Annotated in this window: 23 protein-coding genes; 13 read left to right on the top strand and 10 right to left on the bottom strand. The window is 59.8% G+C overall.

Features of this window, described 5'->3' with window-relative positions:
• Positions 1–99: 99 nt before the first annotated feature.
• Both ACYBHZ_RS08730 and ACYBHZ_RS08725 read left to right on the top strand, forming a co-directional pair.
• Complete coding sequence (locus tag ACYBHZ_RS08730) at positions 100–366, top strand: acyl carrier protein (RefSeq protein WP_460273872.1); 267 nt, start codon at positions 100–102, stop codon at positions 364–366.
• A complete protein-coding gene (locus ACYBHZ_RS08725; protein WP_460273871.1) occupies positions 363–1,574 on the top strand; it encodes a beta-ketoacyl-[acyl-carrier-protein] synthase family protein in 1,212 nt (403 codons plus the stop codon). The genes ACYBHZ_RS08730 and ACYBHZ_RS08725 overlap by 4 nt, the downstream gene beginning before the upstream one ends.
• A 193-nt stretch (positions 1,575–1,767) precedes the next feature.
• On the opposite strand, the gene ACYBHZ_RS08720 is transcribed toward ACYBHZ_RS08725, so the two are convergent.
• A complete protein-coding gene (locus ACYBHZ_RS08720) occupies positions 1,768–2,400 on the bottom strand; it encodes an invasion associated locus B family protein (RefSeq protein WP_460273870.1) in 633 nt (210 codons plus the stop codon).
• Positions 2,401–2,992: 592 nt separating this feature from the next.
• Between ACYBHZ_RS08720 and ACYBHZ_RS08715 the strand changes: the two genes are divergently transcribed.
• Positions 2,993–4,570, top strand: coding sequence for a helicase HerA-like domain-containing protein (locus tag ACYBHZ_RS08715; RefSeq protein WP_460273869.1), 1,578 nt, complete (start codon positions 2,993–2,995; stop codon positions 4,568–4,570).
• Positions 4,571–4,640: 70 nt separating this feature from the next.
• A complete protein-coding gene (locus tag ACYBHZ_RS08710) occupies positions 4,641–5,540 on the top strand; it encodes a bestrophin family protein (protein ID WP_460273868.1) in 900 nt (299 codons plus the stop codon).
• Here ACYBHZ_RS08710 and ACYBHZ_RS08705 read toward each other — a convergent pair whose 3' ends face one another.
• Genes ACYBHZ_RS08705 through ACYBHZ_RS08685 form a run of 5 tightly spaced genes read right to left on the bottom strand, consistent with a single transcriptional unit; the run spans position 5,541 to position 10,411 of the window.
• Positions 5,541–6,326, bottom strand: a complete 786-nt coding sequence (locus ACYBHZ_RS08705; RefSeq protein ID WP_460273867.1) for a 23S rRNA (adenine(2030)-N(6))-methyltransferase RlmJ — start codon at positions 6,324–6,326, stop codon at positions 5,541–5,543.
• Entirely contained in the window at positions 6,326–7,654 is a 1,329-nt protein-coding gene (locus tag ACYBHZ_RS08700; protein ID WP_460273866.1) for an HlyC/CorC family transporter, read from the bottom strand. The genes ACYBHZ_RS08705 and ACYBHZ_RS08700 overlap by 1 nt, the downstream gene beginning before the upstream one ends.
• A 58-nt stretch (positions 7,655–7,712) precedes the next feature.
• Positions 7,713–8,654, bottom strand: a complete 942-nt coding sequence (locus tag ACYBHZ_RS08695; protein ID WP_460273865.1) for a site-specific tyrosine recombinase XerD — start codon at positions 8,652–8,654, stop codon at positions 7,713–7,715.
• Positions 8,651–10,261 carry a hypothetical protein gene (locus ACYBHZ_RS08690; protein WP_460273864.1) on the bottom strand — a complete coding sequence of 537 codons (1,611 nt, stop codon included), beginning with the start codon at positions 10,259–10,261 and terminating at the stop codon, positions 8,651–8,653. The genes ACYBHZ_RS08695 and ACYBHZ_RS08690 overlap by 4 nt, the downstream gene beginning before the upstream one ends.
• Before the next feature lie 12 nt (positions 10,262–10,273).
• A complete protein-coding gene (locus ACYBHZ_RS08685; protein ID WP_460273863.1) occupies positions 10,274–10,411 on the bottom strand; it encodes a hypothetical protein in 138 nt (45 codons plus the stop codon).
• 184 nt (positions 10,412–10,595) lie between these two features.
• Here ACYBHZ_RS08685 and ACYBHZ_RS08680 point away from each other — a divergent pair, with 184 nt between their 5' ends.
• Positions 10,596–11,141 (top strand): shikimate kinase, encoded by a 546-nt coding sequence (locus ACYBHZ_RS08680; protein WP_460273862.1) that lies wholly within the window; start codon positions 10,596–10,598, stop codon positions 11,139–11,141.
• On the top strand, positions 11,138–12,256 hold the full coding sequence (aroB, locus tag ACYBHZ_RS08675) for a 3-dehydroquinate synthase (protein WP_460273861.1): 1,119 nt from the start codon (positions 11,138–11,140) through the stop codon (positions 12,254–12,256). Before ACYBHZ_RS08680 ends, aroB begins: the two co-directional genes overlap by 4 nt.
• 36 nt (positions 12,257–12,292) lie before the next feature.
• Here the strand turns inward: aroB and ACYBHZ_RS08670 are convergent, their stop codons facing one another.
• Both ACYBHZ_RS08670 and ssb read right to left on the bottom strand, forming a co-directional pair.
• Entirely contained in the window at positions 12,293–13,120 is an 828-nt protein-coding gene (locus ACYBHZ_RS08670; RefSeq protein WP_460273860.1) for a universal stress protein, read from the bottom strand.
• A gap of 181 nt (positions 13,121–13,301) precedes the next feature.
• A complete protein-coding gene (ssb, locus tag ACYBHZ_RS08665) occupies positions 13,302–13,835 on the bottom strand; it encodes a single-stranded DNA-binding protein (protein WP_460273859.1) in 534 nt (177 codons plus the stop codon).
• 159 nt (positions 13,836–13,994) lie between these two features.
• On the opposite strand from ssb, the gene ACYBHZ_RS08660 reads away from it, so the two are divergent.
• Together ACYBHZ_RS08660 and ACYBHZ_RS08655 are read left to right on the top strand one after the other, a co-directional pair.
• Positions 13,995–14,606, top strand: a complete 612-nt coding sequence (locus ACYBHZ_RS08660) for a lytic transglycosylase domain-containing protein (protein ID WP_460273858.1) — start codon at positions 13,995–13,997, stop codon at positions 14,604–14,606.
• Positions 14,607–14,703: 97 nt separating this feature from the next.
• The gene (locus ACYBHZ_RS08655) at positions 14,704–15,234 is read left to right on the top strand and encodes a hypothetical protein (protein WP_460273857.1); all 531 of its coding nucleotides are present in this window, start codon (positions 14,704–14,706) and stop codon (positions 15,232–15,234) included.
• An 84-nt stretch (positions 15,235–15,318) separates the two neighbouring features.
• Here the strand turns inward: ACYBHZ_RS08655 and ACYBHZ_RS08650 are convergent, their stop codons facing one another.
• Together ACYBHZ_RS08650 and miaA are read right to left on the bottom strand one after the other, a co-directional pair.
• A complete protein-coding gene (locus ACYBHZ_RS08650) occupies positions 15,319–16,251 on the bottom strand; it encodes a helix-turn-helix domain-containing protein (RefSeq protein ID WP_460273856.1) in 933 nt (310 codons plus the stop codon).
• 123 nt (positions 16,252–16,374) lie between these two features.
• Positions 16,375–17,262 carry a tRNA (adenosine(37)-N6)-dimethylallyltransferase MiaA gene (gene miaA / locus ACYBHZ_RS08645; protein ID WP_460273855.1) on the bottom strand — a complete coding sequence of 296 codons (888 nt, stop codon included), beginning with the start codon at positions 17,260–17,262 and terminating at the stop codon, positions 16,375–16,377.
• A gap of 136 nt (positions 17,263–17,398) precedes the next feature.
• On the opposite strand from miaA, the gene pyrH reads away from it, so the two are divergent.
• The 5 genes from pyrH (at position 17,399) to dxr (ending at position 21,504) form a co-directional block, all read left to right on the top strand.
• On the top strand, positions 17,399–18,160 hold the full coding sequence (gene pyrH, locus ACYBHZ_RS08640) for a UMP kinase (protein ID WP_460273854.1): 762 nt from the start codon (positions 17,399–17,401) through the stop codon (positions 18,158–18,160).
• A 66-nt stretch (positions 18,161–18,226) separates the two neighbouring features.
• Entirely contained in the window at positions 18,227–18,787 is a 561-nt protein-coding gene (frr, locus tag ACYBHZ_RS08635; protein WP_460273853.1) for a ribosome recycling factor, read from the top strand.
• Positions 18,788–18,892: 105 nt separating this feature from the next.
• Positions 18,893–19,645 carry an isoprenyl transferase gene (locus ACYBHZ_RS08630; RefSeq protein WP_460273852.1) on the top strand — a complete coding sequence of 251 codons (753 nt, stop codon included), beginning with the start codon at positions 18,893–18,895 and terminating at the stop codon, positions 19,643–19,645.
• The gene (locus ACYBHZ_RS08625) at positions 19,642–20,331 is read left to right on the top strand and encodes a phosphatidate cytidylyltransferase (RefSeq protein ID WP_460273851.1); all 690 of its coding nucleotides are present in this window, start codon (positions 19,642–19,644) and stop codon (positions 20,329–20,331) included. Before ACYBHZ_RS08630 ends, ACYBHZ_RS08625 begins: the two co-directional genes overlap by 4 nt.
• A 9-nt stretch (positions 20,332–20,340) precedes the next feature.
• Positions 20,341–21,504 carry a 1-deoxy-D-xylulose-5-phosphate reductoisomerase gene (gene dxr / locus ACYBHZ_RS08620; protein WP_460273850.1) on the top strand — a complete coding sequence of 388 codons (1,164 nt, stop codon included), beginning with the start codon at positions 20,341–20,343 and terminating at the stop codon, positions 21,502–21,504.
• The last annotated feature ends 20 nt before the right edge of the window (positions 21,505–21,524 follow it).

Here is a 21,524-nt window from a genome sequence, read left to right as displayed (position 1 = left end):
CCGCTGCGTCATTTGATGTGATGTGAGCGCAAAAACCTGTTTCCTAACCGGGCAATTCATTCTAAATCAGGCCACAAGTTTCGGATCGGAGGGGCGCAAATGTCGCAGGATGTGAAAGAGAAGATCATCGAGATCATCGCGGAACAGGCAGTTCTGGACCCGGCGGATGTCTCCCTCGATCAGTCTCTCGAAGACCTGGGGATCGACAGCCTCGGGCTCGTCGAAAGCATTTTCGCCATTGAAGAGACCTTTGATATCTCCGTGCCGTTCAATGCCAACGAGCCGGAACAGTCGGATTTCGACATTTCCTCTGTGGCCGCCATTGTGAAGGCGGTTGACGCTTTGATCGCAGATCAGAAAGCATGAAGCGCGTTGTCATCACCGGTGCCGGGACGGTCAATGCGCTTGGCGTTGACGTTCCTTCAACCTTGTCGGCCATGGCCGAGGGCAAGAACGGCATCTCCGAGCTGAATTTCCGCGACGTCGACCGGTTGGCAATCAAGATCGGTGGACAGGTCCACGACTGGGACGCCGAAGGGCGGTTCAACCGTCAGCAAATGGCGCTCTACGACCGTTTCACTCAGTTCACTCTGGTGGCGGCACAGCAAGCGATCGGCCAGTCCGGGCTTGAGTTCGTCGGTGATCTGGCGCTGCGGTCCGGCGTCGTGCTCGGCACCTCTGGCGGCGGTCTGACCACGCAGGACGACAATTACCGTATGGTCTATGAAGAGGGGAAGAACCGCGTTCACCCCTTTGTTGTCCCGAAGCTGATGAACAACGCGGCGACCAGCCATGTTTCGATGGAATATAACCTCAAGGGGCCGTGTTTCACCGTGGCGACCGCCTGTGCGTCCTCGAACCACGCGATGGGGCAAGCGTTCAACATGATCCGTTCGGGCATGGCCACGGCCATGGTGACCGGCGGTTCGGAATCCATGCTCTGCTTTGGCGGCGTGAAAGCGTGGGAAGGGCTGCGCGTCATGTCGAAAGATGCCTGTCGTCCGTTCTCTATGAACCGCAACGGCATGGTGCAGGGCGAGGGCGCGGCCGTGTTCGTATTTGAAGACTTTGATCACGCCAAGGCGCGCGGCGCTGAAATTCTTGCCGAGGTGATCGGTTTCGCCATGACCTCCGACGCCTCCGACATTGTCATGCCGTCGAAACAGGGCGCAGCCCGTGCGATCTCCGGCGCGATGGCCGACGCGCGCGTCAATGCTTCCGAGATCGGCTATATCAACGCGCATGGCACCGGCACGGCCGCGAATGACAAAACCGAATGCGCGGCGGTGGCCGACGCTTTGGGCGCTCATGCCGACAACATCATGATCTCGTCGACGAAATCGATGCACGGTCACCTGATCGGCGGCACGGGCGCGGTCGAACTTCTGGCCTGTATCATGGCGCTCAAGGACGGCATCATCGCGCCGACCATCAATTATGAAGAGCCCGACCCGGAATGTGCGCTCGATGTGGTGCCGAACGAGGCCCGCGATGCCTCTGTGGATGTGGTCCTGTCGAACGCTTTCGCCTTTGGTGGTCTCAACGCGGTTATGGCCCTGCGCAAGGCACCCTGAGTTTCGTTCCGAAAACGGATAAAAACGCCGCCCGGATCTCTCCGAGCGGCGTTTTCTTTTCTTAAAGCGTTTCGACTTTAACTTGATCTATCACATAAAGTCGAAACGCCCGCTTCGCTTGGACGTTGCTCCGCGTTTCTGCTCAAACCCTGATTCAGGTTTAAGTAGAAACGCTTTAGGAGCTGAGAGCGAATTATTCAGCCGGTGCAGCGTCCGGAGCGGAGGGGCCTTCGCCATTTTTTGCGGCTTCGTTCAGCTCGGTCACTTTGGCGTATCCTGCGGTGAAACCAGACAAGGACATTGTCAGTGTGACCGGGTTGTCAGTGCGCCCAACCGGTACGATCCCGACCATGCCTTCACTGCCTTTTTTCAGAAGATCGATATCTTCGGACGTCAGGCCCGCACGCACGAAACACCCAACCTTGTTACAGAATTGGAACGGGTATTTACGGCCATTCTCGCCGTCAACGAACAGCGCGAGCTGGCCCGTCAGAAGGGTTTCCAGAGGTGTGGTAAAAGTTGCTGCTGCCTCGATGTTGCCTTGGCCAACGTGAAAGATGGTGACCTCAGCGACTTCTGTGCCGTTCTCGTCTTTCAGAAGCTGGTAGAGCGAGCATGGATCTGGCTGGCCTTCAGGTGCCTTGATGCAGCGGATTTCCCAATCCCCCTGAGTTTCCAGCGTATAGGGGCGCCCCACGTTGTCGGTGGAGATCGGCGTACCGGCAGACAGTTCAGAATCTTGTGCGGCCAGCGGTTGCGCCAAGCTGAGTGCGCAAGCGGCGGCAGTGGCAAGAGCGGTAAGTTTGCGGGTAATGGTGGTCATCATCTGTCCATTGCTTGTTATAAGATGTTGCGCTTGATCTAACATGTGCAAGGCTGACTGTCAGGGGGACAGCATGAATATTTTCGTGAGGATATGTGGCGTTTCCGGGTCAGGGAGTTTTGGTTTGGCGATACGCTTGAAAAACACAAAAGCCTCGGTTTCCCGAGGCCCTTGCAAATCCATCCATGATCCGTGGGTTCCCACATATCTAAATGGTTTATGACTTTCTCCCCGTCGGACTTGGCCGACTTATTGGAGAAAACGTATGACAGGAATGTGATGCCGTCAACGGTAAAATTTCAGCGACAAATTGCGGTAAAATTACCCAAAACGCGTGGGTTGCGAATGATCTCTCATGCGAAATGAAAAAGGCCGTGATTGTACCGTGTGGGTAAAGAAAAAAGGCCGCACCAAAAACGGCGCGGCCAGTCTGACAGGGAGGAAGTTCATCCGAACCAAAGAGGAATGGTTCAGAGTGAGACTTACTCTGGCAGAAAATGGTTAAGGATGTATTGTAGGTGCATACGGAACTGAATTCCTTGAGGATTTCCGTGAAACGCCGTGGCTTGGGGGCAATCGAATGACGGAGAGTGCTATGGACAGAATTTTCGTTGGGGGCGGTGGCGAGGGCTATGGCGCGCCGCAGCATCTGTTGTTGAAATACGGCAACCGCCACGGTTTGATCGCTGGCGCGACAGGTACGGGCAAAACGGTCACGCTGCAAATTCTGGCCGAGAGTTTCTCGAAAGCGGGCGTTCCGGTTTTTCTGTCCGACGTGAAAGGCGATCTGTCCGGGCTGGCGAAAGCCGGTGATGCGACGGCGAAAACCCATGAGGCGTTCACATCGCGCGCCGAAAGCATCGGGTTCACGGAGTATGCCTATGAAGCTTTCCCGACGACCTTTTGGGATCTCTACGGCGAACAAGGTCACCCGATCCGCACGACGGTTTCTGAGATGGGGCCGCTGCTCCTGAGCCAGTTGCTGCAACTGACCGAAGCGCAGGAAGGGGTTCTGAACATCGCATTCCGGGTCTCGGATGAGCAGGGCTTGCCACTTCTCGATCTTAAAGACCTGCAATCTCTCTTGGTCTGGGTCGGTGAGAACGCGGATACGCTCTCGCTGCGCTACGGCAACGTCTCGACCGCCTCCGTGGGCGCGATCCAGCGTGCGCTTTTGGTGCTGGAGAACCAAGGTGGCGACCGGCTGTTCGGCGAACCGGCTTTGGAACTGTCCGACATCATGCGCACCGATCCGGATGGGCGTGGCCGCGTGTCGATCCTTGCCTCTGACAAGCTCATGGCCTCGCCGAAACTCTATGCGACCTTCCTGCTGTGGCTCCTGTCTGAATTGTTCGAAGACTTGCCGGAGGTTGGCAACCCGGACAAACCCAAGCTCGTGTTCTTCTTCGATGAGGCGCACCTGTTATTTGACGATGCCCCGAAAGCGCTTGTCGATAAGGTGGAGCAGGTCGCGCGTCTCATTCGCTCCAAGGGCGTCGGCGTCTATTTCGTGACGCAGAACCCTGATGACGTGCCGGAAGACATTCTCGGCCAGCTCGGCAACCGCGTCCAACACGCGCTGCGCGCCTTCACGGCACGGGACCAGAAAGCGTTGCGCCTTGCCGCGGAGACCTACCGGATCAATCCGCGCTTCGACATCGAGACGGCGATCAAGGAAGTGGGGACGGGGGAGGCGGTTTCTTCTTTCCTTGAGGCCAAAGGCGTGCCGAGCATGGCGGAACGCACCTTGATCCGCCCGCCTTCGTCACAGCTTGGGCCGATCACGGCGGCGGAACGTGCCGAGGTCGTGAAGACCTCACCAATCGCCGGGAAATACGAGACGGTTCTGGACCGCGAAAGCGCTTTCGAGATCTTGACGAAACGCGCGGAGGCGGCGGCGAAAGAGGCTGAGGCGGCAGAAGCCAAAGAGGCGCAAGACGCCGAAGAGGTGAAAGGTCGCGAGCAGCTTGAGCGCGAGTTTTCAAAAGCGCGGCGTTATGACGGCAAAAGCTACGAGCGCAAAACCACAAGCGCGCGCAGCACCTCTTCGCGCAAGTCTTCGGAGAAGAGCTTTGGCGAGCAGATGACCAAAATGGTGGTCAAGGAACTGACCGGAACCACAGGTCGCAGGATCGTGCGGGGCATTCTTGGGGGGCTGTTCAAGGCGCGTTGAAATGTCTCTGGCGACTCCTCGCGGGATTCGGATATCGGTGCGCTCTCTGACCTAGGAAACGAGAGCAAAAATGATCGTTCGTGAGCGCCCCAACGCTGTGAAGCTGTTCTTTATTTTGAAGGGGGCGGTGGTCCAGAGGGTCTGGCCCCAGCTTCTGGCCGTGGGCATTCTGTCCGGCCTTATCGTGACGGCGCACCGTCTTGAGCCGACCTTTGTGCCGGGGGTCAACCCGGCGGCCTTTGCGCTGATCGGGATTTCGATCTCGATCTTTCTGAGCTTTCGCAACAGTGCGAGCTATGATCGCTGGTGGGAAGCGCGCCAGCAATGGGGGCAAATCATCCAATCTGCGCGCGACATTGCACGCCAGACGGCCACACTGGATGGCGATGCGCCGGTGGCGACACCCGCGCGTCGCGCACTTCTAGAAGCTGTGATCGCCTATGCCAAAGCCTGTGTCGCGCAGTTGCATCAGGAGGAGCCGAAGCGCTCAACCCCGCCGACGCCTCTGGAGACCATCAGCGTACCGGATGCCATTTTGACGGGAATGGCGAAACAGATCAGCCAGCTTTTGCACGAAGGACGTCTCGCCGCCATTGAGGCTCATGTGCTCAACGAAAGCCTGACGCGAATGTCGCATTCCTTCGTGGCCTGCGAGCGTCTGGCGAACACGCCTTTGCCCTTTGCCTATACGCTTCTGCTGCACCGGACGGCGTACATCTTCTGCCTTTTGCTGCCGTTCGGGCTGGCCGACAGTATGGGCTGGTTCACGCCTTTGGCCGTGATGCTGGTGGCCTATACGTTCTTCGGATTGGACGCTTTGGCGGATGAGCTGGAACAGCCTTTTGGTGATATGCCGAACGACCTGCCGCTTTTGGCCTATGCCATCACCATTGAACGCGCCATGCTCGCGGCGATGGGGGAAACCGATCTGCCACCAGCGGCGCAACCTGTCGATTATATTCTGGTCTGATCAGGGTTTCAGGCGGGCGAACAGCCCGCTCAACCGCTTACATTCCGCTTCTAGTCCCCAAGGGGCATTCACGAAAATCATGCCGGAGCCGATCATGCCATGCCCCTCGCGGGCGGGCGGGAAACGGACCTCATGTTTGAGATAGCCCGGCAGTTCAGCAGCATCGAGTGCGCGTGTCATGGTGACATGCGCGCCCGTGGTCAGGATCGGATACCAAAGCGCAATGACCCCGACGTTCCATTTGCGGTGCAGTTTTTCGATGAAGCTGGGGATGGTCGCGTAGTCGGATTTGATCTCATAGGGCGGGTCGATCAGGATCATGCCGCGCCGGGGTGTGGGTGGACACAGGCTTTGCGCAAGCTGAAACCCGTCTTCCTTCACCAGATGCGCGCCGGTACCGCGCATGACGGTTTTCAGATGGTCGAACTCGCCGGGATGCAATTCGGCCAGATGCAGCGCGTCCATGTCTCGCAACAGCGCGGCGGCGATGGCTGGGGAGCCGGGATAGATCGTTTCGCCATGGCGCTCTGACACGCTCTGGCGCGCGCGGGAGTAGGGGTGATCGGGCGCGAACCACTCCGCGACCTTGAGAATGCCCTCTGCCGCTTCACCCGTTTTCTGCGCCTGATCGCCCGTGAGATCATAAAGCCCGCGCCCGGCGTGGGTTTCGATATAGGACAGGGGTTTGTCCTTGCGCGTCAGATAATCTAGGGCACTCGCCAAAAGACCATGCTTTTGCACATCGGCGAGATTGCCCGCGTGAAATCCGTGTTGATAAGACAGCATCAGGCGTCCGCCAATGGTCGGATTTTGAGTTTTGTGATGCGATTTTCTTTCCGCTCGACGACTTCGAACCGGTAGCCGTGGAAGGAGAACACCTGTCCGGGGTTCGGAATGGTTTGCGCCTCGTGGATCACCAGACCGGCCATGGTGTTGGCCTCGTCATCGGGCAGGGAGCAGTCGGTCCAGCGGTTGAAATCGCGGATCGTCATCCCTGCATCGATCTCCCAATCGCCCGTCTCCCCCGATTGTTTCGGCGCATCTTCCGAGCGGTCGAATTCATCGGTGATCTCGCCGACGATCTCTTCGAGAATGTCTTCAAGCGTGATCAAACCGCGCAGCGCGCCGTATTCATCGACCACCAGCGCGAAATGCGTGTGGCGTTTTAGAAACTGCCGCATCTGGTCGTCGAGTGTTGTGGTTTCCGGCACGAAATAGGGTTTCATCGCAACGCTCATCACGTCGAAATCGGAGAAATCCACCAACATGGATGGGTTCTCGGTTTCATGGGCGACGCGGTCCGCATGCATCCCCCGTAGGAGGTCTTTCGAGTGCAGCACGCCGACGATGTTTTCAGGGTCGTCGCGGTAGAGCGGAATGCGGGTGTGCGGGCTTTTCAGCGAGCGTTCGAGGATTTCGCGGGCGGGAAGGTCCACGTCCAGCATCTCGATCTGCGAGCGATGAAGCATGATTTCTTCCACCGCACGATCGCTCAAATCCAGCGCGCCGAGCAAACGGTCGCGGTCTTCCTTTTCCACCGTGCCTTCCGACATGCCGAGGGTGATCGCGCCGACGATCTCTTCTTTCACCGCCAAAACACCCGCATTCGGGTCGGTTTTGACCCCGAAAAGCCGCAGAAGGCCGCGCACCAAAAGCCGGACGAACGCAACGATTGGGGCAAAGACTTTGACCACCATCGCGATGGGGCTGGCGACGCGCGCGGCGGCGGTTTCGGGATTGGTGATCGCGTAGGTCTTGGGAAGCACCTCGGAGAAGATCAGCACCAGAAGCGTCATGACCAAAGTGGCAAAGGCCACGCCGTTCTGACCGAACACCTTTGTGAAAAGTGCCGTCGTCAGAGAGGTCGCCAGAATGTTCACAAGGTTGTTGCCCAAAAGGACGGAGCCGATCAGCCGTTCGCTGTCTTCGGTCACGGCAAGTGCCTTCTCGGCCCCCTTGTCGCCTTTGTCGGCCTGTGCGCGCAATTTCCCGCGCGAAGCGGCGGTCAAAGCGGTCTCGGACCCTGAGAAAAAGGCGGACAACACCAAAAGCCCCGCGATGGCGGCGGCGGTGATCCAAAATGCGGCGTCTAGAAGGGCGGAAGTCTCTGTCATGGCATGGTTATGGGGTTGGAGCGGCGTCTTCGCAAGAGGGCAACGCAATTCGAGCGGGTCAACCCTTCGCCAAAGGATGTTTGGTCAGAACAAGCTCGCGCAAACGCTCATCGAGCACATGGGTGTAAATCTCGGTCGTCGAGAGATCGGCATGGCCCAAAAGCGTCTGGATCGCCCGCAAATCGGCACCATGCGCCAGAAGGTGCGTCGCAAAAGCATGGCGCAACGTGTGCGGTGTGACCTTGGCGGGAGACACCCCGGCCTGTACCGCGATCTCTTTGATCAGCTTGTAAAACCCGTCACGGGTGACATGGCCGTCCTTGCTGCGGGACGGGAAGAGAAAGGGCGAGGCTTTCGTGCCGAATTCTTTCTTGGCCAACTCCTCAGCCGCATCGCGCAGGAGGAGCCAGTCTTTCAACGCGGCGCGCGCTGGGTCCGACAGGGGCGCCATACGTTCCTTGCCGCCCTTGCCCATGATGAGAAGCAGCCGCGGATCGCCGCGCGTGGCGGAGACGGGCAGGGAGACCAATTCCGAAACTCGCATGCCGGTGGCATAGAGGATTTCCATCAGGCAGGTGTTGCGCAGACGGTCGGCCTCCGTGCGGCCCATCTCCCGCGATGCGTCCAGCAAACGTGCGACTTCGTCTTCGCTCAGCGTCTTCGGCAGGCGTTTCGTGCGGCCCGGCCCTTTGATCTGGATCGCCGGGTTGTCCTCGCGCCAGCCTTCTTCAAACGCGAAGCGGTAGAGCTGTTTGATCGAGGACAGGCGCCGCGCGCGGGTCGATTGCGCCAGCCCTTCGGCCTCGCAGGCCACCAGATAGGATTCAACGTGATCGCGTGTGGCGCTCTCAAATGTCTGGCCGCGCCGGGCCAGCCATTCGGAAAAGCCGATGAGGTCGCGACCATAGGACAGGCGTGTGTTCTCGGCTGCGCCAAGTTCGGCCATCTGCGCCTCGGAAAAGCTGGAAATCCAGCGCGCGTCCTCCGGCGACAGGCTCATCCCCGCCGCTCCAGCAGAAGCAGTTCAAGCGCGGCCCGTCGCGCGGTGGCTTCAAGCCCGATGGCGCGGAAGAATTGAATTGCGTCGGACAGTTCGTCGAGATCCCCAGCCGCGCCGCCTTCCAAAAGCTCGATCCCGCGCAGGATGGCTTCGCCGAGCCGTTGTTCGCTGATCAAGGTGTTCAGGCGCACCGGAATGCCTGAGGCGCGGAAGCCGGCGGCGATTGCCCGTGCTTGCGGGGCCGATGCGCGTTGCGTGGGCAGATCACCGATGGCGATGCCGTGCAGGAACACCTGATCACGGGTCAGGGCCGGGGCCCATTTCAAGGCGATGCGCTCATAATCGGGTGACAGGAGCGCGACTTCGAATGCAATTTCTGACGCTTCGCCGGTGAGGGGCAGGTCGAAGAGGGCCTGTGCGAACAGCTCGGCAAAGACGGGCTGCAATCCGGCGGCGCGCATCGCGTCCCAAACCTCGGGAAGCGTTTTGCTGACCGCGTCCACGTCTTTCTGCCCCAAGGCGGTCTCAAAATCCTGTAGCGCGTCGATCCGGTCCCAAATGCCGCCGGAGGCGGCGGGCAGATGTTCAGACCAGATGCCAAGCCAGCGGTTGGGCGAAAGCGCACCGACACGCGCGAGCCGTTCGGCGGCCGTGGCACGGGCTTTCCAGCCGGAGGTGGTGCGCAGATCAGACTGTGCGAAGGCCAAAGGCAGCGAAGAGGTCGGCAGCGGTTCCCCGATGGCTTCCATGAGGCGGAAGGTCAAAGGCGTCGGATGATCCGGCGCGGGCAGGGGCGCTTCGCCTTCGAAAATTTCGGGGTCGAGGAACCGGGCGAGCAACTCGCCTTGGTCCTCGCGAATGAGCCCGAGCGCTTCTCCGGTTTCAAGCGTCAGCGCCGCAGCGCTCCAATCCCCGCCGCGTGCGAGACAGAAAATCCGCGCCTGAAGCGCAGGCGACAGGCCGGGCGTGGTGTTGAGTCGCTGACAGGCGGCATCTTCGGTGCCGAGCAAAAGCTTCGTGTCAAAGGCGCGGCGGAAAATTTCGGGAGTGGTCAGCCCCGCCAGCTCCATGAGAGCGTCGGCCTCGTCCAACAACCCCTGCGCCAAAAGCGCATCGATACGGGCGAGAAACAACCGGGCGTCACGGTCGGATTGGATCGGCGGATCAAGCTCGGCGAGAATCAAGGTGTTCAGAAGCCGCCGGGAGGCCGGGAGCAAATCGGGCCGCGCCGAGATCGTGGCGATCCGACGCGCAATATCGCTGGCCGCCGAAGCCCCCCAAAGCGCGCGCGGCAGGCCCGTCGTCGAGGCCGGAAGCAAGCCCGCCGCGTCTGGGTCGGGCGCGTCAAGCGGGAGGACGGTGACTTCCTCGGGCAGTGCATTCTCTGAAATATCACTGGCCGCAGGCGGTGCCAGAGAGCGCGGGGTTTCCAAGGTCTCGGACAGCCAGTCAATCGCGGACAGGGGTTTCTCGTCCTGCGCCAATGCGGGCAGGCCAGACAGCATCAGGCACAGCGAGAGAGCCGTTGCAATGCGGAAAGATGTGCGATGAGAGGCGGAAAGCCCCAAAGAGATGATCGTGGAGCACTTCAGGGCAGAGGCGCGCACCGGGAACCGCCCTTACTGAAGCTCAAGCGTCGTCGGGACGCGTTGTTCGCTGCGCTCCGGCGAAAGATCGCCGACATAGGCAAAGCCGATAAAGCCGATCAGGCCCAGAAGAATGAGTACGGCGAGGAGCCGAAAAAGGAATTTGCGCAAAGTTCACTGCCTCCATTTGCTCCGGGACCGGTGGATCGAACTGTTCTCGTCCGTGATTTTCCGCCGCTCCGGGGTTTTCTTGGTTTTATATATGGCATTTTTCGCAAGATCACGCCATTGAGGGGGCTAAATTTTCATAGGCGGGAAATTGCCGCGTGTGAAGGCGGATGCGAGGGGAGAAACTGTGAGCGGGTTGAGAAAGACCGTAGTCCTTGTAGGCATGATGGGCGCGGGCAAAACGGCGGTGGGCAAAGCCCTTGCTGCACGTCTCGACGTGCCCTTTCTCGATTCGGATCAGGAAATCGAAAAAGCGGCGGACCGATCCATTGCCGAGATTTTCACGCGGGACGGAGAGGCGTTTTTCCGGGCGCGCGAGACGGAGGTGATTGGCCGTCTTCTGGAAACGCAGCGCGGGATTCTGTCCACGGGCGGCGGCGCTTTCCTGTCAGAGGTGAACCGAAAGATCATCGCGGAAAAAGGGATCGCGGTCTGGCTCAAGGCCGATCTCGATCTGCTTTGGAGCCGTGTGAAACACAAGACGACGCGCCCGCTTCTGCGCACGGACAATCCCTATGAGACCCTGAAATCCCTTCTTGAGGCGCGCACGCCCTCCTATGCGGAGGCTGGGATCGTGGTCGAGTCCGAACATGGGCTGTCGATTGAGGATATGGCGGAAAAAGTGATTGATGCGCTTGCCGCTCAAGGCGGAATACTGGAGGAAGATCAATGAGCTATCAGACCGTACATGTGCCTTTGGGAGACCGCGCCTATGACGTGCGGATTGGCGAAGGTCTGGTCGCAGAGGCTGGCGCACATATCGCGCCGCTTCTGGGTAAGAAGAAAAAAGTCTTCGTCCTGACCGATGAGACGGTGGGCGGCTTGCATCTTGCGACGCTTGAAACGGGGCTTGCGGCAGCGGGCATCGAGATGACGGCGCTGGCGCTGCCTGCTGGTGAGAGCACGAAAGCTTGGCCGCAATTCACGCGCGCGGTCGAATGGCTGCTCGAAGAGAAATGCGAGCGCAAGGATATCGTGGTTGCCTTCGGCGGCGGTGTGATCGGCGATCTGGCGGGGTTTGCGGCCTCCGTGTTGCGCCGGGGTGTGCGTTTTGTGCAAATTCCGACCTCGCTTCTGGCGCAGGTCGACAGTTCCGTCGGGGGCAAAACCGGCATCAACGCGCCGCAGGGCAAGAATCTGATCGGCGCGTTTCACCAGCCCTCTCTGGTGCTCGCCGATATCTCCATACTCGGCACGCTGACGCCGCGCGATTTCCTTGCGGGCTATGGCGAAGTTCAGAAATACGGGCTTTTGGGAGACGAGGCGTTTTTCGAATGGCTTGAAGACAATGGCCCGGCTTTGGCGGCGGGCGACATGGGGTTGCGCGCGGAGGCCGTGCGGCGCTCCGTGCAGATGAAGGCCGATATCGTTGAGCGCGACGAGACAGAGCAGGGGGATCGTGCACTTCTCAATCTCGGGCATACGTTCTGCCACGCGCTTGAGGCGGCGACGGGCTATTCGGATCGGCTTTTGCACGGTGAAGGCGTGGCCATCGGCTGCGCTCTGGCGTTCGAGCTGTCCTCGCGTCTGGGCCTGTGTTCCCAAGAAGCGCCGAGCCGGGTGCGTGCCCATCTCAAGGCGATGGGGATGAAATGCGATCTCAAGGATATTGAGGGCGATCTTCCCTCCGCCGAGGCGCTTGTGGACTTGATGGCACAGGACAAAAAAGTCGTTGATGGCCAGCTGCGCTTTATCCTCGCGCGTGGGATCGGCTCGGCTTTCGTGACGGCAGACGTCCCGCGCGAGGCGGTGCTCAAGGTCATCGCCGACGGTTTGGACGCGCGTTAAGCCGCGCGTGCACGGTTTTATGGCGTCGTGTGACGTCTAACAGCGGACGACGAGCAGATCGCAATTCGGTTCGCGGATTTGCTCTTCTGTAAAATGTCCGAGCAACGTGGGTGCAAAGGGCATCCTGCCATGTGCGCCTAATGCGAACAAATCCGCCCCCGACTGGGCCAGATTGGCCGCAAAGGCATCATGCACGCTATCGGCGATGATTTCCGGCTTGGGAAGCCCTTGCGGAATTGAACTGCTGTTCCACCAGGTTTCAAATCGGTCGCGGGCATCTTTCACAAATGGCGCGAGTTGTTTCTCGCTGGCCTCGCGGGCGATCATGCCGCGATAGGGGACATGCACCGCATGGAAGGTTGTGATCTGCGCCTCCGGAGAGATGTCATGCGCGGTTTCTCCCGCTGCGAGGCAGGAGGGCGAAAGATCGATCCCGCAGAGCACCGACTGATACGGGCCTGTAACGGGATCGCGGACCAGAAGGACTGGACGGTGCAATGCACGAACAAGCCGTTCCATCGTCGTGCCCGCAAACATGTCCCAGAAAGGACGGGGCCTATGCACACCAAGGACGACCAAATCGGCTTCAAGAGCCTCAGCCATCTCCGAAATCGTAGCGACCGGCTCGCCGGTTTTTATCGTGATGTCCACGGCCTCTGACGAGTCTTTGGACTTAAGAAGGGCCTTCAGAGTCTCTTGCGCCGCTTCGCGCATCTGAGTGACCAGATTTGCGGGCAGATCATCGTCAATGACATGCATGAGGATGACCTTCGCTCCGTGTTGCTCGGACAGTTGCAACGCACGTTCGATGGCGCGATCGGAACGTGAGGACAGGTCGCTCGCGACCAGAATTCGTTTCAGCATATTTTTCCTCCCCTATGATGACAGAGCCTGCCTCCTCCGCAGGCTCTGATCTCGATATATATATATAAGGGATTTGGCGGGAATTTTCATCCGCGCGGTGCTGGCTGATGCAGGTGGCCTAAGGCCAAAACGAAAAACACCCCGCAATGGCGGGGTGTTTTGTGATCGTTTGTCGTGATCCTTAGAACGGGATTTCGTCGTCGTCGAGGGACGGGCGGGAGCTGCCGCCCCCTTGGGAGCCGCCGCCGTAGCCGCCGCCCGAGGAAGAGCCGCCGCCATAGCCCGGATCGTCGTAGCCGCCGGACGGGCCTTGGTCATAGCCGCCGCCGTAACCGCCAGCGCCACCACCTTGGCCACCGCCGGAACGACCGTCGAGCATCACCATGGTCGAGGTGTAGGGGCGCAGAACGACCTCGGTCGAATAGCGGTCCTGACCGTTCTGATCCTGCCATTTGCGGGTTTCCAGCTGGCCTTCGATATAGACCTTGGACCCTTTGCGCAGATATTGCTCTGCCGTGCGGGCCAGAGGCTCCGAAAAGATGGCGACCGTGTGCCACTGGGTGCGCTCGCGGCGCTCACCCGTGTTGCGATCTTTCCAGTTTTCCGACGTGGCGATCCGCAGGTTGCAGACCTTGCCACCATTCTGGAAGGTGCGCACTTCCGGGTCTGCGCCCAGATTGCCCACGAGGATGACTTTGTTCACCGAACCGGCCATGCGATGCTTCTCCCTGAGATTCTAGAGTTGGCCCTCGTTACACCATCCCTGAGGGGCGGACCACAAGCTAAAACCCGCCTGCGCGATCTCGTCTCTTTGAAATAAGTTCAATTGCCTCTATATTGCACCCGTTAAAGAACGGTGAACGGATTTCGCAAGATGGTGGTGACGCGGGGACGAGGCGCTCTCGGGCAGGGATTTGCACGGGCGCTGACAATCGGAATATGCGCTTTTCCCGGCCTTGGTTTTGCCGGCGACACTTTGTCCACCAGCAATCGTATGGCGATCTTTTCCTCTCAGCTCGATGTGCTCGACGGGCGCGCGGCTGAGCAATATTCCAACTCCTTCACCTACCAGCCGGAACGCTTCGGCGCGGATGGTCTGACCCAGCGCTACACTGGCGCTTATAAGGGCCAGTACCTGCCGATTGCCGAACAGGTGGCGCGCAAGCACGGTGTGCCGACTGATCTCTTCCTGCGCCTCGTGCAGCAAGAAAGCGGCTGGAACCCGACGGCGCGCAGCCCCAAGGGGGCAACCGGACTGGCGCAACTCATGCCCGAAACCGCGCGGCGGCTCGGCGTGAACATCAACGATCCGCAGCAAAACCTCGAAGGCGGGGCGCGCTATCTTCGCATGATGTTCAACCGCTTCGGCAACTGGCGTCTGGCGCTCGCGGCCTATAACGCGGGGCCTGAAGCGGTCGACAAATACGATGGTGTGCCGCCCTATAAAGAAACGATGAATTACGTCCGGATCATCTACGGATCGTAAGCCCGCTTGCGGACATCCGGAACCTTTCTGCGCATCAGGCGTTCTTCCCTCAATGCAACACGGTGCTTTTGGCATCGCCGTTTGAAAGGAAAGAACCATGAAACGCACAGTTTTGTTCGCCCTGCTCACCTCGGCTTCTCTCGCCGCGACGCCGATTCTCGCAGAGCCGCTCGATATCTCCGGCGTGGGGGTGAAAGCCGATTTGGAAGCCGTCGATTCCAACGCGCTCGACCGTTGGCCGGATATCGCAGAAGATCTGACCCTCGCGATCACCGCCGGTCTGTCGGATCAATTCAAAGAGAATGGCGATTACGAGGTCCGTGTGGATGTCAAAGACATCTCAAATCTCGGCTCCGCTTATCTCGGTGATGACGGCAAGTTCAATCGCCTCGAAGGCTGGGTCTATATCGATGGGCCGGGCAGCGATGTGCCGCTGAAGAAATATCATATCGCGCTCAAGGCCGAGGAGCTTGAAGGCTTCAAGCCGGTCAATGTCGCCATCGTGCCGCCGGATCGTGCGGAATTCTATGATGCGCTTGTCATGGCCTTCGCCGATCAGGTTGTGACCGATGTGTCTGAGCTTCAGACCGAATGGTTGACGCCGGATCAAGAGGATAGCAAATCCTGACGCAGACATGCGACATCGAGATGAAGAAAGGCGGGGTTTTGCCCCGCCTTTTTCTATGAAACGTCAGCTAATCCACGCAGCGGATCACCGAGACTGGCGGAACGCGCGGGGAGAGCGGCCAGTGTGTTTGTGAAATGCCCGACTGAAATAGGCCGGGGACTGAAACCCGAGCTTTTCCGCGATGGCTTTCACCGGCAGATCGGTTTCCCGAAGAAGTCTGCGCGCTTCGAAATGGATGCGGTCGGCGAGGATTGCGGAGGCGGAGCGTCCGCAGGCGATGTTGCAGGCGCGGGTCAAATGGGTCGGAGTCACGCCGAGCGCCGCAGCGTAATGGCCGACCGAATGCCCGTCGCGCAGCTCGTTCTCGACCAGTGCGGTGAAGGCGGCGGCGAGACGGCGGGAGGCATCGGGCGCCATATCGTAATCCGGCATGACCGACATTTGCCGCTCCAGCCAGACCGCGATCATCCCGGCCTGTAACGCCATCGCGCGCTCGCGCCCCGGTTGATCACCTTCGATCTCACGCCGCAACGCTTCGATCATGCCGGTGATTTCATTTTGCTGAATCACTTCGCGGAACCGCATGTGCAGCGGTTCTTCGGGCAGGGCGAGGGCCGGATCATCGGGCAGGTGGACACGGTACCCCATCACCTGACCGACAGGCTCGAATCCGTACATGGTGCGGGTCGGGAGATACAAAAGGTTGTGGGGGCCGAACCCGCGCGTCACGCCGGACACCGTGATCCGCCCCTGGCCGCGCGTGAACCACAAGAGTGTCGGGCTGCGATGGCTGCGCATCGCCTGCATGCGCCATTTTTCGGATTGCGATAGAGTGTTCGATCCACGTCCCAGCGGCAGAACGCGATAGGCGGGTTGTTCCGGGATTTCCACAATCGAAGGCTTGCGCATCTGGCGCTTTTTCGGTGCGCCCACGGAGGATTGCTCCGCCGTTTTGGATTTGGCGAGCGTCCCCAAAGGCGGGGTTTGGAAAATCTTTCTCGGGAAGGTCTCAGACATGGCGGCAGTTCGTGTTCGTTTTGTGCAACTTGCGCGAGCCTAACCCTGTCGAGAGTTCTGTCAAAGAAAATCTTTAATTTTCAATGGGATATGTTTTTGAGGGCTGTGATCCGCAAAGATTGCTTAAGGCAGCGATATCTTGTGGTAGGCCTTCATGCGCGCTCTAAACCATGTGCGCTGACGCTTGGCATATTGCCGTGTCGCGATGGTTGCCGCCTCTTTGGCCTCTAAGAGCGTCATCTCGCCGCGCAAATAGGCGATGAGCTCGGGCGCGCCGATGGCTTTGGCGGAAGGTAAGGCCGGGTCCCATGTCGGCAAATTGGCGCGGGTCTCTTCCAAAGCCCCCTGATCCAGCATGATCTCGAATCGCCGGGCGATGCGCGCGTTAAGCCAGTCGCGGTCAGCGTCCATCACGATGGGGAAACAGTCGGATAAGGGCAGGGCGGGCGGCGGTGTCTCTGCCTGCCACGAGGCCAAACCCCGCCCGGTGGCGCGAAGCACTTCCCAGGCCCGCTGCACCCGCATCGGATTAAGCCGGTCGATCTTTTGCGCAGTCTTCGGGTCTTCTGCATCGAGTTTCGCGAGAAGACCGGCATGACCGCCCTCGGCCTCGCGCCGCTGATCGGCCTCAGCGCGAATATGGGGCGGGGTCTCCGGGATTTCGACCAGCCCCTCTGTCAGAGCGGCGAAATATAGCCCGGTGCCGCCGACGATGATCGGGCGCTCGGGGCCGGAAAGATAGGGTATCGCATCACGGAGCCAATGTCCGACGGAATACTGCGCATCGACGGGCACATGGCCGTAGAGCACATGAGGCGCGCGGGTCTCGTCTTCCACGGAGGGGCGAGCCGTCAAAACGCGCCAGTTTTCAAAGACCTGTAGCGCATCGGCATTGACAATGACACCGCCCTGCGTCTCGGCGATTTCGAGCGCGAGCGCAGATTTTCCTGAGGCTGTCGGCCCCGCAATCAGGACGGGCTGCTCCGGTGATATATCGAACGGCAGTGTCATGTTTTCGCGGGTGGCATTACGGGGGGATTTTGTCCAGAGGCAAAAGGGGAAAAATATATCGAAGCGCGCATTGATCCTCCCGTGGTTTTCGACCATTTTGGCGGCCATCAAAGACATCGAAAATCGGGGACATCTGATGAGCGAGCCGAAGCTGGAGCCGGGCCAAGTGGTCAACGGTGGCCACCCTGCCACGAAATACAAACGTGTGCTGTTGAAAATCTCGGGCGAGGCGCTCATGGGAGATCAGGGATTCGGCCTGCATCCGCCGACCGTCGAACGCATCGCGAAAGAAGTGAAGTCGGTGCACGACCTCGGTGTTGAGATTTGCATGGTGATCGGTGGCGGTAATATCTTCCGCGGCCTTCAGGGCTCCGCGCAGGGGATGGAACGCACCACGGCCGATTACATGGGCATGCTCGCGACGGTGATGAACGCGCTTGGCATGCAGGCGGCGCTCGAAGCGCTCGGCATCCACACCCGTGTGATCTCCGCGATCACCATGAACGAGGTGGCCGAACCCTATATTCGCCGCCGCGCCGTGCGTCACCTTGAGAAAAAGCGGATCTGTATTTTTGCGGCGGGGACAGGTAACCCATATTTCACCACCGACACGGCGGCGACGCTGCGCGCCAACGAGATGGCCTGTGAGGCGATCTTCATGGGCAAGAACGGTGTGGACGGGGTCTATGACAAAGACCCGAAAACCAATCCCGATGCCAAACGCTATGATCACGTCAGCTATGACGAGGTGCTCAGCAAGAACCTGAAGGTCATGGATGCCTCGGCGATCGCTCTGGCCCGCGACAACAAACTGCCGCTGATCGTCTTCCCGCTCGACGCGCCGGGCGGCTTCTGCTCGATCCTCGCGGGCGAAGGCACCTATACATTGGTGAACTGATCCGGCTATAAGCACCGGCGACGCGTCCCTTTTTCGGGACAAGAGAAAGATAAGAAGGGGGAACCCATGTCTGAAGAGTTCGAACTCGACACCGCCGATCTGGCGAAACGGATGGACGGCGCAATTTCCAACCTGCGCACGGAATTCGCGTCGCTGCGCACCGGACGGGCCTCCGGCTCCATGCTGGAGCCGATCATGGTCGAAGCCTATGGCCAGATGACCCCGATCAACCAAGTGGGGACGGTCAACGTGCCGGAGCCGCGCATGGTGACGATCAACGTCTGGGACAAGGGCATGGTGAACAAGGTCGAGAAAGCGATCCGCGAGTCCGGTCTTGGCATCAACCCGCAGCTCAACGGCACGATCATCATGCTGCCGATCCCGGAGCTGAACGAAGAGCGCCGCAAGGAACTCACCAAGGTCGCCGGTCAATATGCCGAACACGCCCGCGTCGCAGTGCGCAACGTGCGTCAGGACGGCATGCAGCAGGTCAAAAAGCACAAGGACGGCATGTCCGACGATGACCAGAAATTCTGGGAAGGCGAAGTGCAAGACCTGACCGACAAGCACATCAAGCTGATCGACGAAACGCTTGCGCATAAGCAAGAAGAGATCATGCAAGTGTGATCCCCGAGGGAAGGGCCTCCCGGCCTTTTCTCTGGTTTGTAGCTGTGAACGATTGCGAAGCGCCCCTGACGGGCGCTTCATGTGTCAGATGAAATGTGAGGCGTGATGAGCGAGCAATCGCCGCAAGAGGCCGGAAATGACATGAGGAGCGGTGAAAGCGGCCCCAAACATGTCGCCGTCATCATGGATGGCAACGGTCGCTGGGCTCAGTCACGCGGCAAGCCCCGTCTGTTTGGTCACCACGCAGGGGCCAAACGCGTCAAGGAAATCGTCCGGGCCTGTCCCGATCTCGGCGTTGAATATCTGACGATCTTCGCCTTCTCGACGGAAAACTGGAAACGCACGCAGACCGAGGTTTCGGGGCTGATGTCGCTGTTTCGCCGGTATATCCAGAACGAGATGAAGGGTCTTGTGGCCGAAGGCGTGCGCGTTCGGTTCATCGGCGACCGTTTGCGCCTAGATAAGAAACTTCAGGCCCTGATGGACGATCTCGAAGAGGTCACCAAGGACAACAGCAAGGTTCATCTCACCATCGCGATCAACTACGGTGGACGCGACGAGGTGGCCCGTGCGGTCAAGGCGCTGGCCTGCGATGTCTCCGAGGGCAAGCTTGACCCGGAAACCGTGGATGAAACCACGCTGACTCAGTATCTGGATACGCGGGTTTTGCCGGACCCGGACCTTGTGATCCGAACCTCGGGAGAGGCGCGGGTTTCCAACTTCCTGCTTTGGCAATCGGCTTATTCGGAATATGAATTCATCGACACGCTCTGGCCCGATTTCACGGCAGATGTCTTCGGGCAATGCGTCTCGCGCTATGCTGGTCGGGATCGCCGCTTTGGCGGGGTGAAACCATGAGCGGTGGGCATTCTTCCGGCAAGTGGCGCGATCTGGCGCCGCGGCTGATCTCTGCCGTGGTGATGGTGGCCGTTGGGCTGGGCGCTGTCTGGGTGGGCCATCTGGCTTTTACACTTCTCGTCGTTGCGGTCGGTCTGGTCGGCCTATGGGAGCTCGCGCGCATGGCGCGTCTCAAGCAGGCTGCGGGCGGCTTTGCGCCCGGCGATCAATCCATGCTGGCGCTCTATCTCGCGATCCTGCTCCTCGGCTGTTTCGGGCTTCTTGTCCTCTCGGCAGAAGGCGGGCGCGCGCTTTTGCTCTATGCGATCGGGCTTGTGGTGGTCACGGACAGCCTCGGCTATCTGGTCGGTAAAACGCTGGGCGGACCGAAATTCTGGGCTCGGATCAGCCCGAACAAAACTTGGTCGGGTATTCTCGGCGGTTGGGCCGGGGCGGCGATCTTTGCCTATTACGTCCATCCGTTCATGCCCGAAGGTTTCGTCCGGCTCTGGTTCTTTGTGTCCTCGGCCATCGTTCTGTCCTTTGCATCCCAGCTGGGCGACATGCTGGAAAGCGCGCTCAAGCGCCGCATGGGAGTCAAAGACAGTTCCAATATCATCCCCGGACATGGTGGGGTTCTGGACCGGTTCGATGCGCTTTTGGCCGTGGGCGCGATCTATCTTATTCTCGCGACGATATTCGGCTGAGGCTTTCGCATGCGACGCATTTCCATCTTCGGGGCAACAGGGTCCATCGGGCAATCGACCATCGATCTGATCCGGCGCGATAAGGTGGCCTATGATGTCGTGGCGCTCACGGGGGGCGGCAATATCGCCCGTCTGGCGCAGGATGCGATTGAACTGAATGCCGATGTGGCCGTGACGGCCTATGAAGATCGACTGCCAGATTTGCGCGCGGCATTGGCCGGGACGGGCATCGAGGCTGCGGCTGGCGAAGCGGCGCTGATCGAGGCGGCGGATCGGGAGGCGGACTGGATTATGTCGGCCATCGTCGGCTCTGCCGGTTTGGCTCCGGGGCTGCATGCCTTGCGTCATGGCACCACTTTGGCGCTGGCCAATAAGGAAAGCCTTGTCACTGCCGGACCTCTGCTCATGAGGTCTGCGCAAAGCTATGGCGCGCGGGTTCTGCCGGTCGATAGCGAACATTCGGCTGTTTTTCAGGGCCTTGTCGGCGAAGATCAAAGCGAGGTGGAACGCGTGATCATCACCGCCTCTGGCGGACCGTTCCGGGATTGGTCGCTCGCGCAGCTCGAAGGCGCCACTTTGGAACAGGCCTGCAAACACCCGTCTTGGGATATGGGGCAGCGGATCACCATCGACAGTGCGTCCATGTTCAACAAGGCGCTGGAGATTATTGAGACCAAAGAATATTTTGGGTTTTCGCCGGAGCAGATTGAAGTTCTGGTGCATCCCGGTTCTTACGTCCACGCGCTGGTCGGATTTCGCGACGGGGCGCTGATGGCGCATCTTGGCGCACCGGACATGCGCCACGCCATCGGCTATGCGCTGCATTGGCCGGAGCGTCGTGACCTGCCGGTCGAGCGGCTGGATCTCGCCAAGGTTGGTCAACTGCGGTTCGAGGCGCCCGATGAGGTCCGTTTCCCGGCGCTGCGTCTTGCGCGTGAGGTGATGGAGATCGGCGGCTTGGCCGGGGCTTCGTTCAATGCCGCCAAGGAAGCCGCGCTGGACCTGTTCATTGCAAAGAAAATCGGTTTTCTTGATATGGCGCGGGTTGTGGAACGGGTTCTCAACGAGATGTCAGCGGATGTGAGCCTGGGCGTCAACGCGCTGAGCTTGGACAATGTCCTCGCGGCAGATAAAGAGGCTAGGGCGCGGGTCTTCGCGCGCGAAGCGGCCTGAGAACTGGCCAGAAAAGCAGC

The sequence above is a fragment of the Celeribacter sp. ULVN23_4 genome (assembly GCF_054788345.1).
Note: the sequence above shows the minus strand (reverse complement) of the source record. Positions and strands in the feature narration are given on the sequence as shown.

Bases quoted from the DNA above. Each gene is read 5' to 3' on its own strand.
- ACYBHZ_RS08710 (WP_460273868.1), top strand. From the start codon at position 4,641: ATGATCGTTCGTGAGCGCCCCAACGCTGTGAAGCTGTTCTTTATTTTG.
- ACYBHZ_RS08715 (WP_460273869.1), top strand. From the start codon at position 2,993: ATGGACAGAATTTTCGTTGGGGGCGGTGGCGAGGGCTATGGCGCGCCG.
- ACYBHZ_RS08625 (WP_460273851.1), top strand. From the start codon at position 19,642: ATGAGCGGTGGGCATTCTTCCGGCAAGTGGCGCGATCTGGCGCCGCGG.
- ACYBHZ_RS08655 (WP_460273857.1), top strand. From the start codon at position 14,704: ATGAAACGCACAGTTTTGTTCGCCCTGCTCACCTCGGCTTCTCTCGCC.
- dxr (WP_460273850.1), top strand. From the start codon at position 20,341: ATGCGACGCATTTCCATCTTCGGGGCAACAGGGTCCATCGGGCAATCG.
- ACYBHZ_RS08660 (WP_460273858.1), top strand. From the start codon at position 13,995: ATGGTGGTGACGCGGGGACGAGGCGCTCTCGGGCAGGGATTTGCACGG.
- ACYBHZ_RS08670 (WP_460273860.1), bottom strand. From the start codon at position 13,120: ATGCTGAAACGAATTCTGGTCGCGAGCGACCTGTCCTCACGTTCCGAT.
- ACYBHZ_RS08725 (WP_460273871.1), top strand. From the start codon at position 363: ATGAAGCGCGTTGTCATCACCGGTGCCGGGACGGTCAATGCGCTTGGC.
- ACYBHZ_RS08730 (WP_460273872.1), top strand. From the start codon at position 100: ATGTCGCAGGATGTGAAAGAGAAGATCATCGAGATCATCGCGGAACAG.
- ACYBHZ_RS08630 (WP_460273852.1), top strand. From the start codon at position 18,893: ATGAGCGAGCAATCGCCGCAAGAGGCCGGAAATGACATGAGGAGCGGT.
- frr (WP_460273853.1), top strand. From the start codon at position 18,227: ATGTCTGAAGAGTTCGAACTCGACACCGCCGATCTGGCGAAACGGATG.
- ACYBHZ_RS08700 (WP_460273866.1), bottom strand. From the start codon at position 7,654: ATGACAGAGACTTCCGCCCTTCTAGACGCCGCATTTTGGATCACCGCC.
- pyrH (WP_460273854.1), top strand. From the start codon at position 17,399: ATGAGCGAGCCGAAGCTGGAGCCGGGCCAAGTGGTCAACGGTGGCCAC.
- ACYBHZ_RS08705 (WP_460273867.1), bottom strand. From the start codon at position 6,326: ATGCTGTCTTATCAACACGGATTTCACGCGGGCAATCTCGCCGATGTG.
- ACYBHZ_RS08720 (WP_460273870.1), bottom strand. From the start codon at position 2,400: ATGATGACCACCATTACCCGCAAACTTACCGCTCTTGCCACTGCCGCC.
- ssb (WP_460273859.1), bottom strand. From the start codon at position 13,835: ATGGCCGGTTCGGTGAACAAAGTCATCCTCGTGGGCAATCTGGGCGCA.
- miaA (WP_460273855.1), bottom strand. From the start codon at position 17,262: ATGACACTGCCGTTCGATATATCACCGGAGCAGCCCGTCCTGATTGCG.
- ACYBHZ_RS08695 (WP_460273865.1), bottom strand. From the start codon at position 8,654: ATGAGCCTGTCGCCGGAGGACGCGCGCTGGATTTCCAGCTTTTCCGAG.
- aroB (WP_460273861.1), top strand. From the start codon at position 11,138: ATGAGCTATCAGACCGTACATGTGCCTTTGGGAGACCGCGCCTATGAC.
- ACYBHZ_RS08650 (WP_460273856.1), bottom strand. From the start codon at position 16,251: ATGTCTGAGACCTTCCCGAGAAAGATTTTCCAAACCCCGCCTTTGGGG.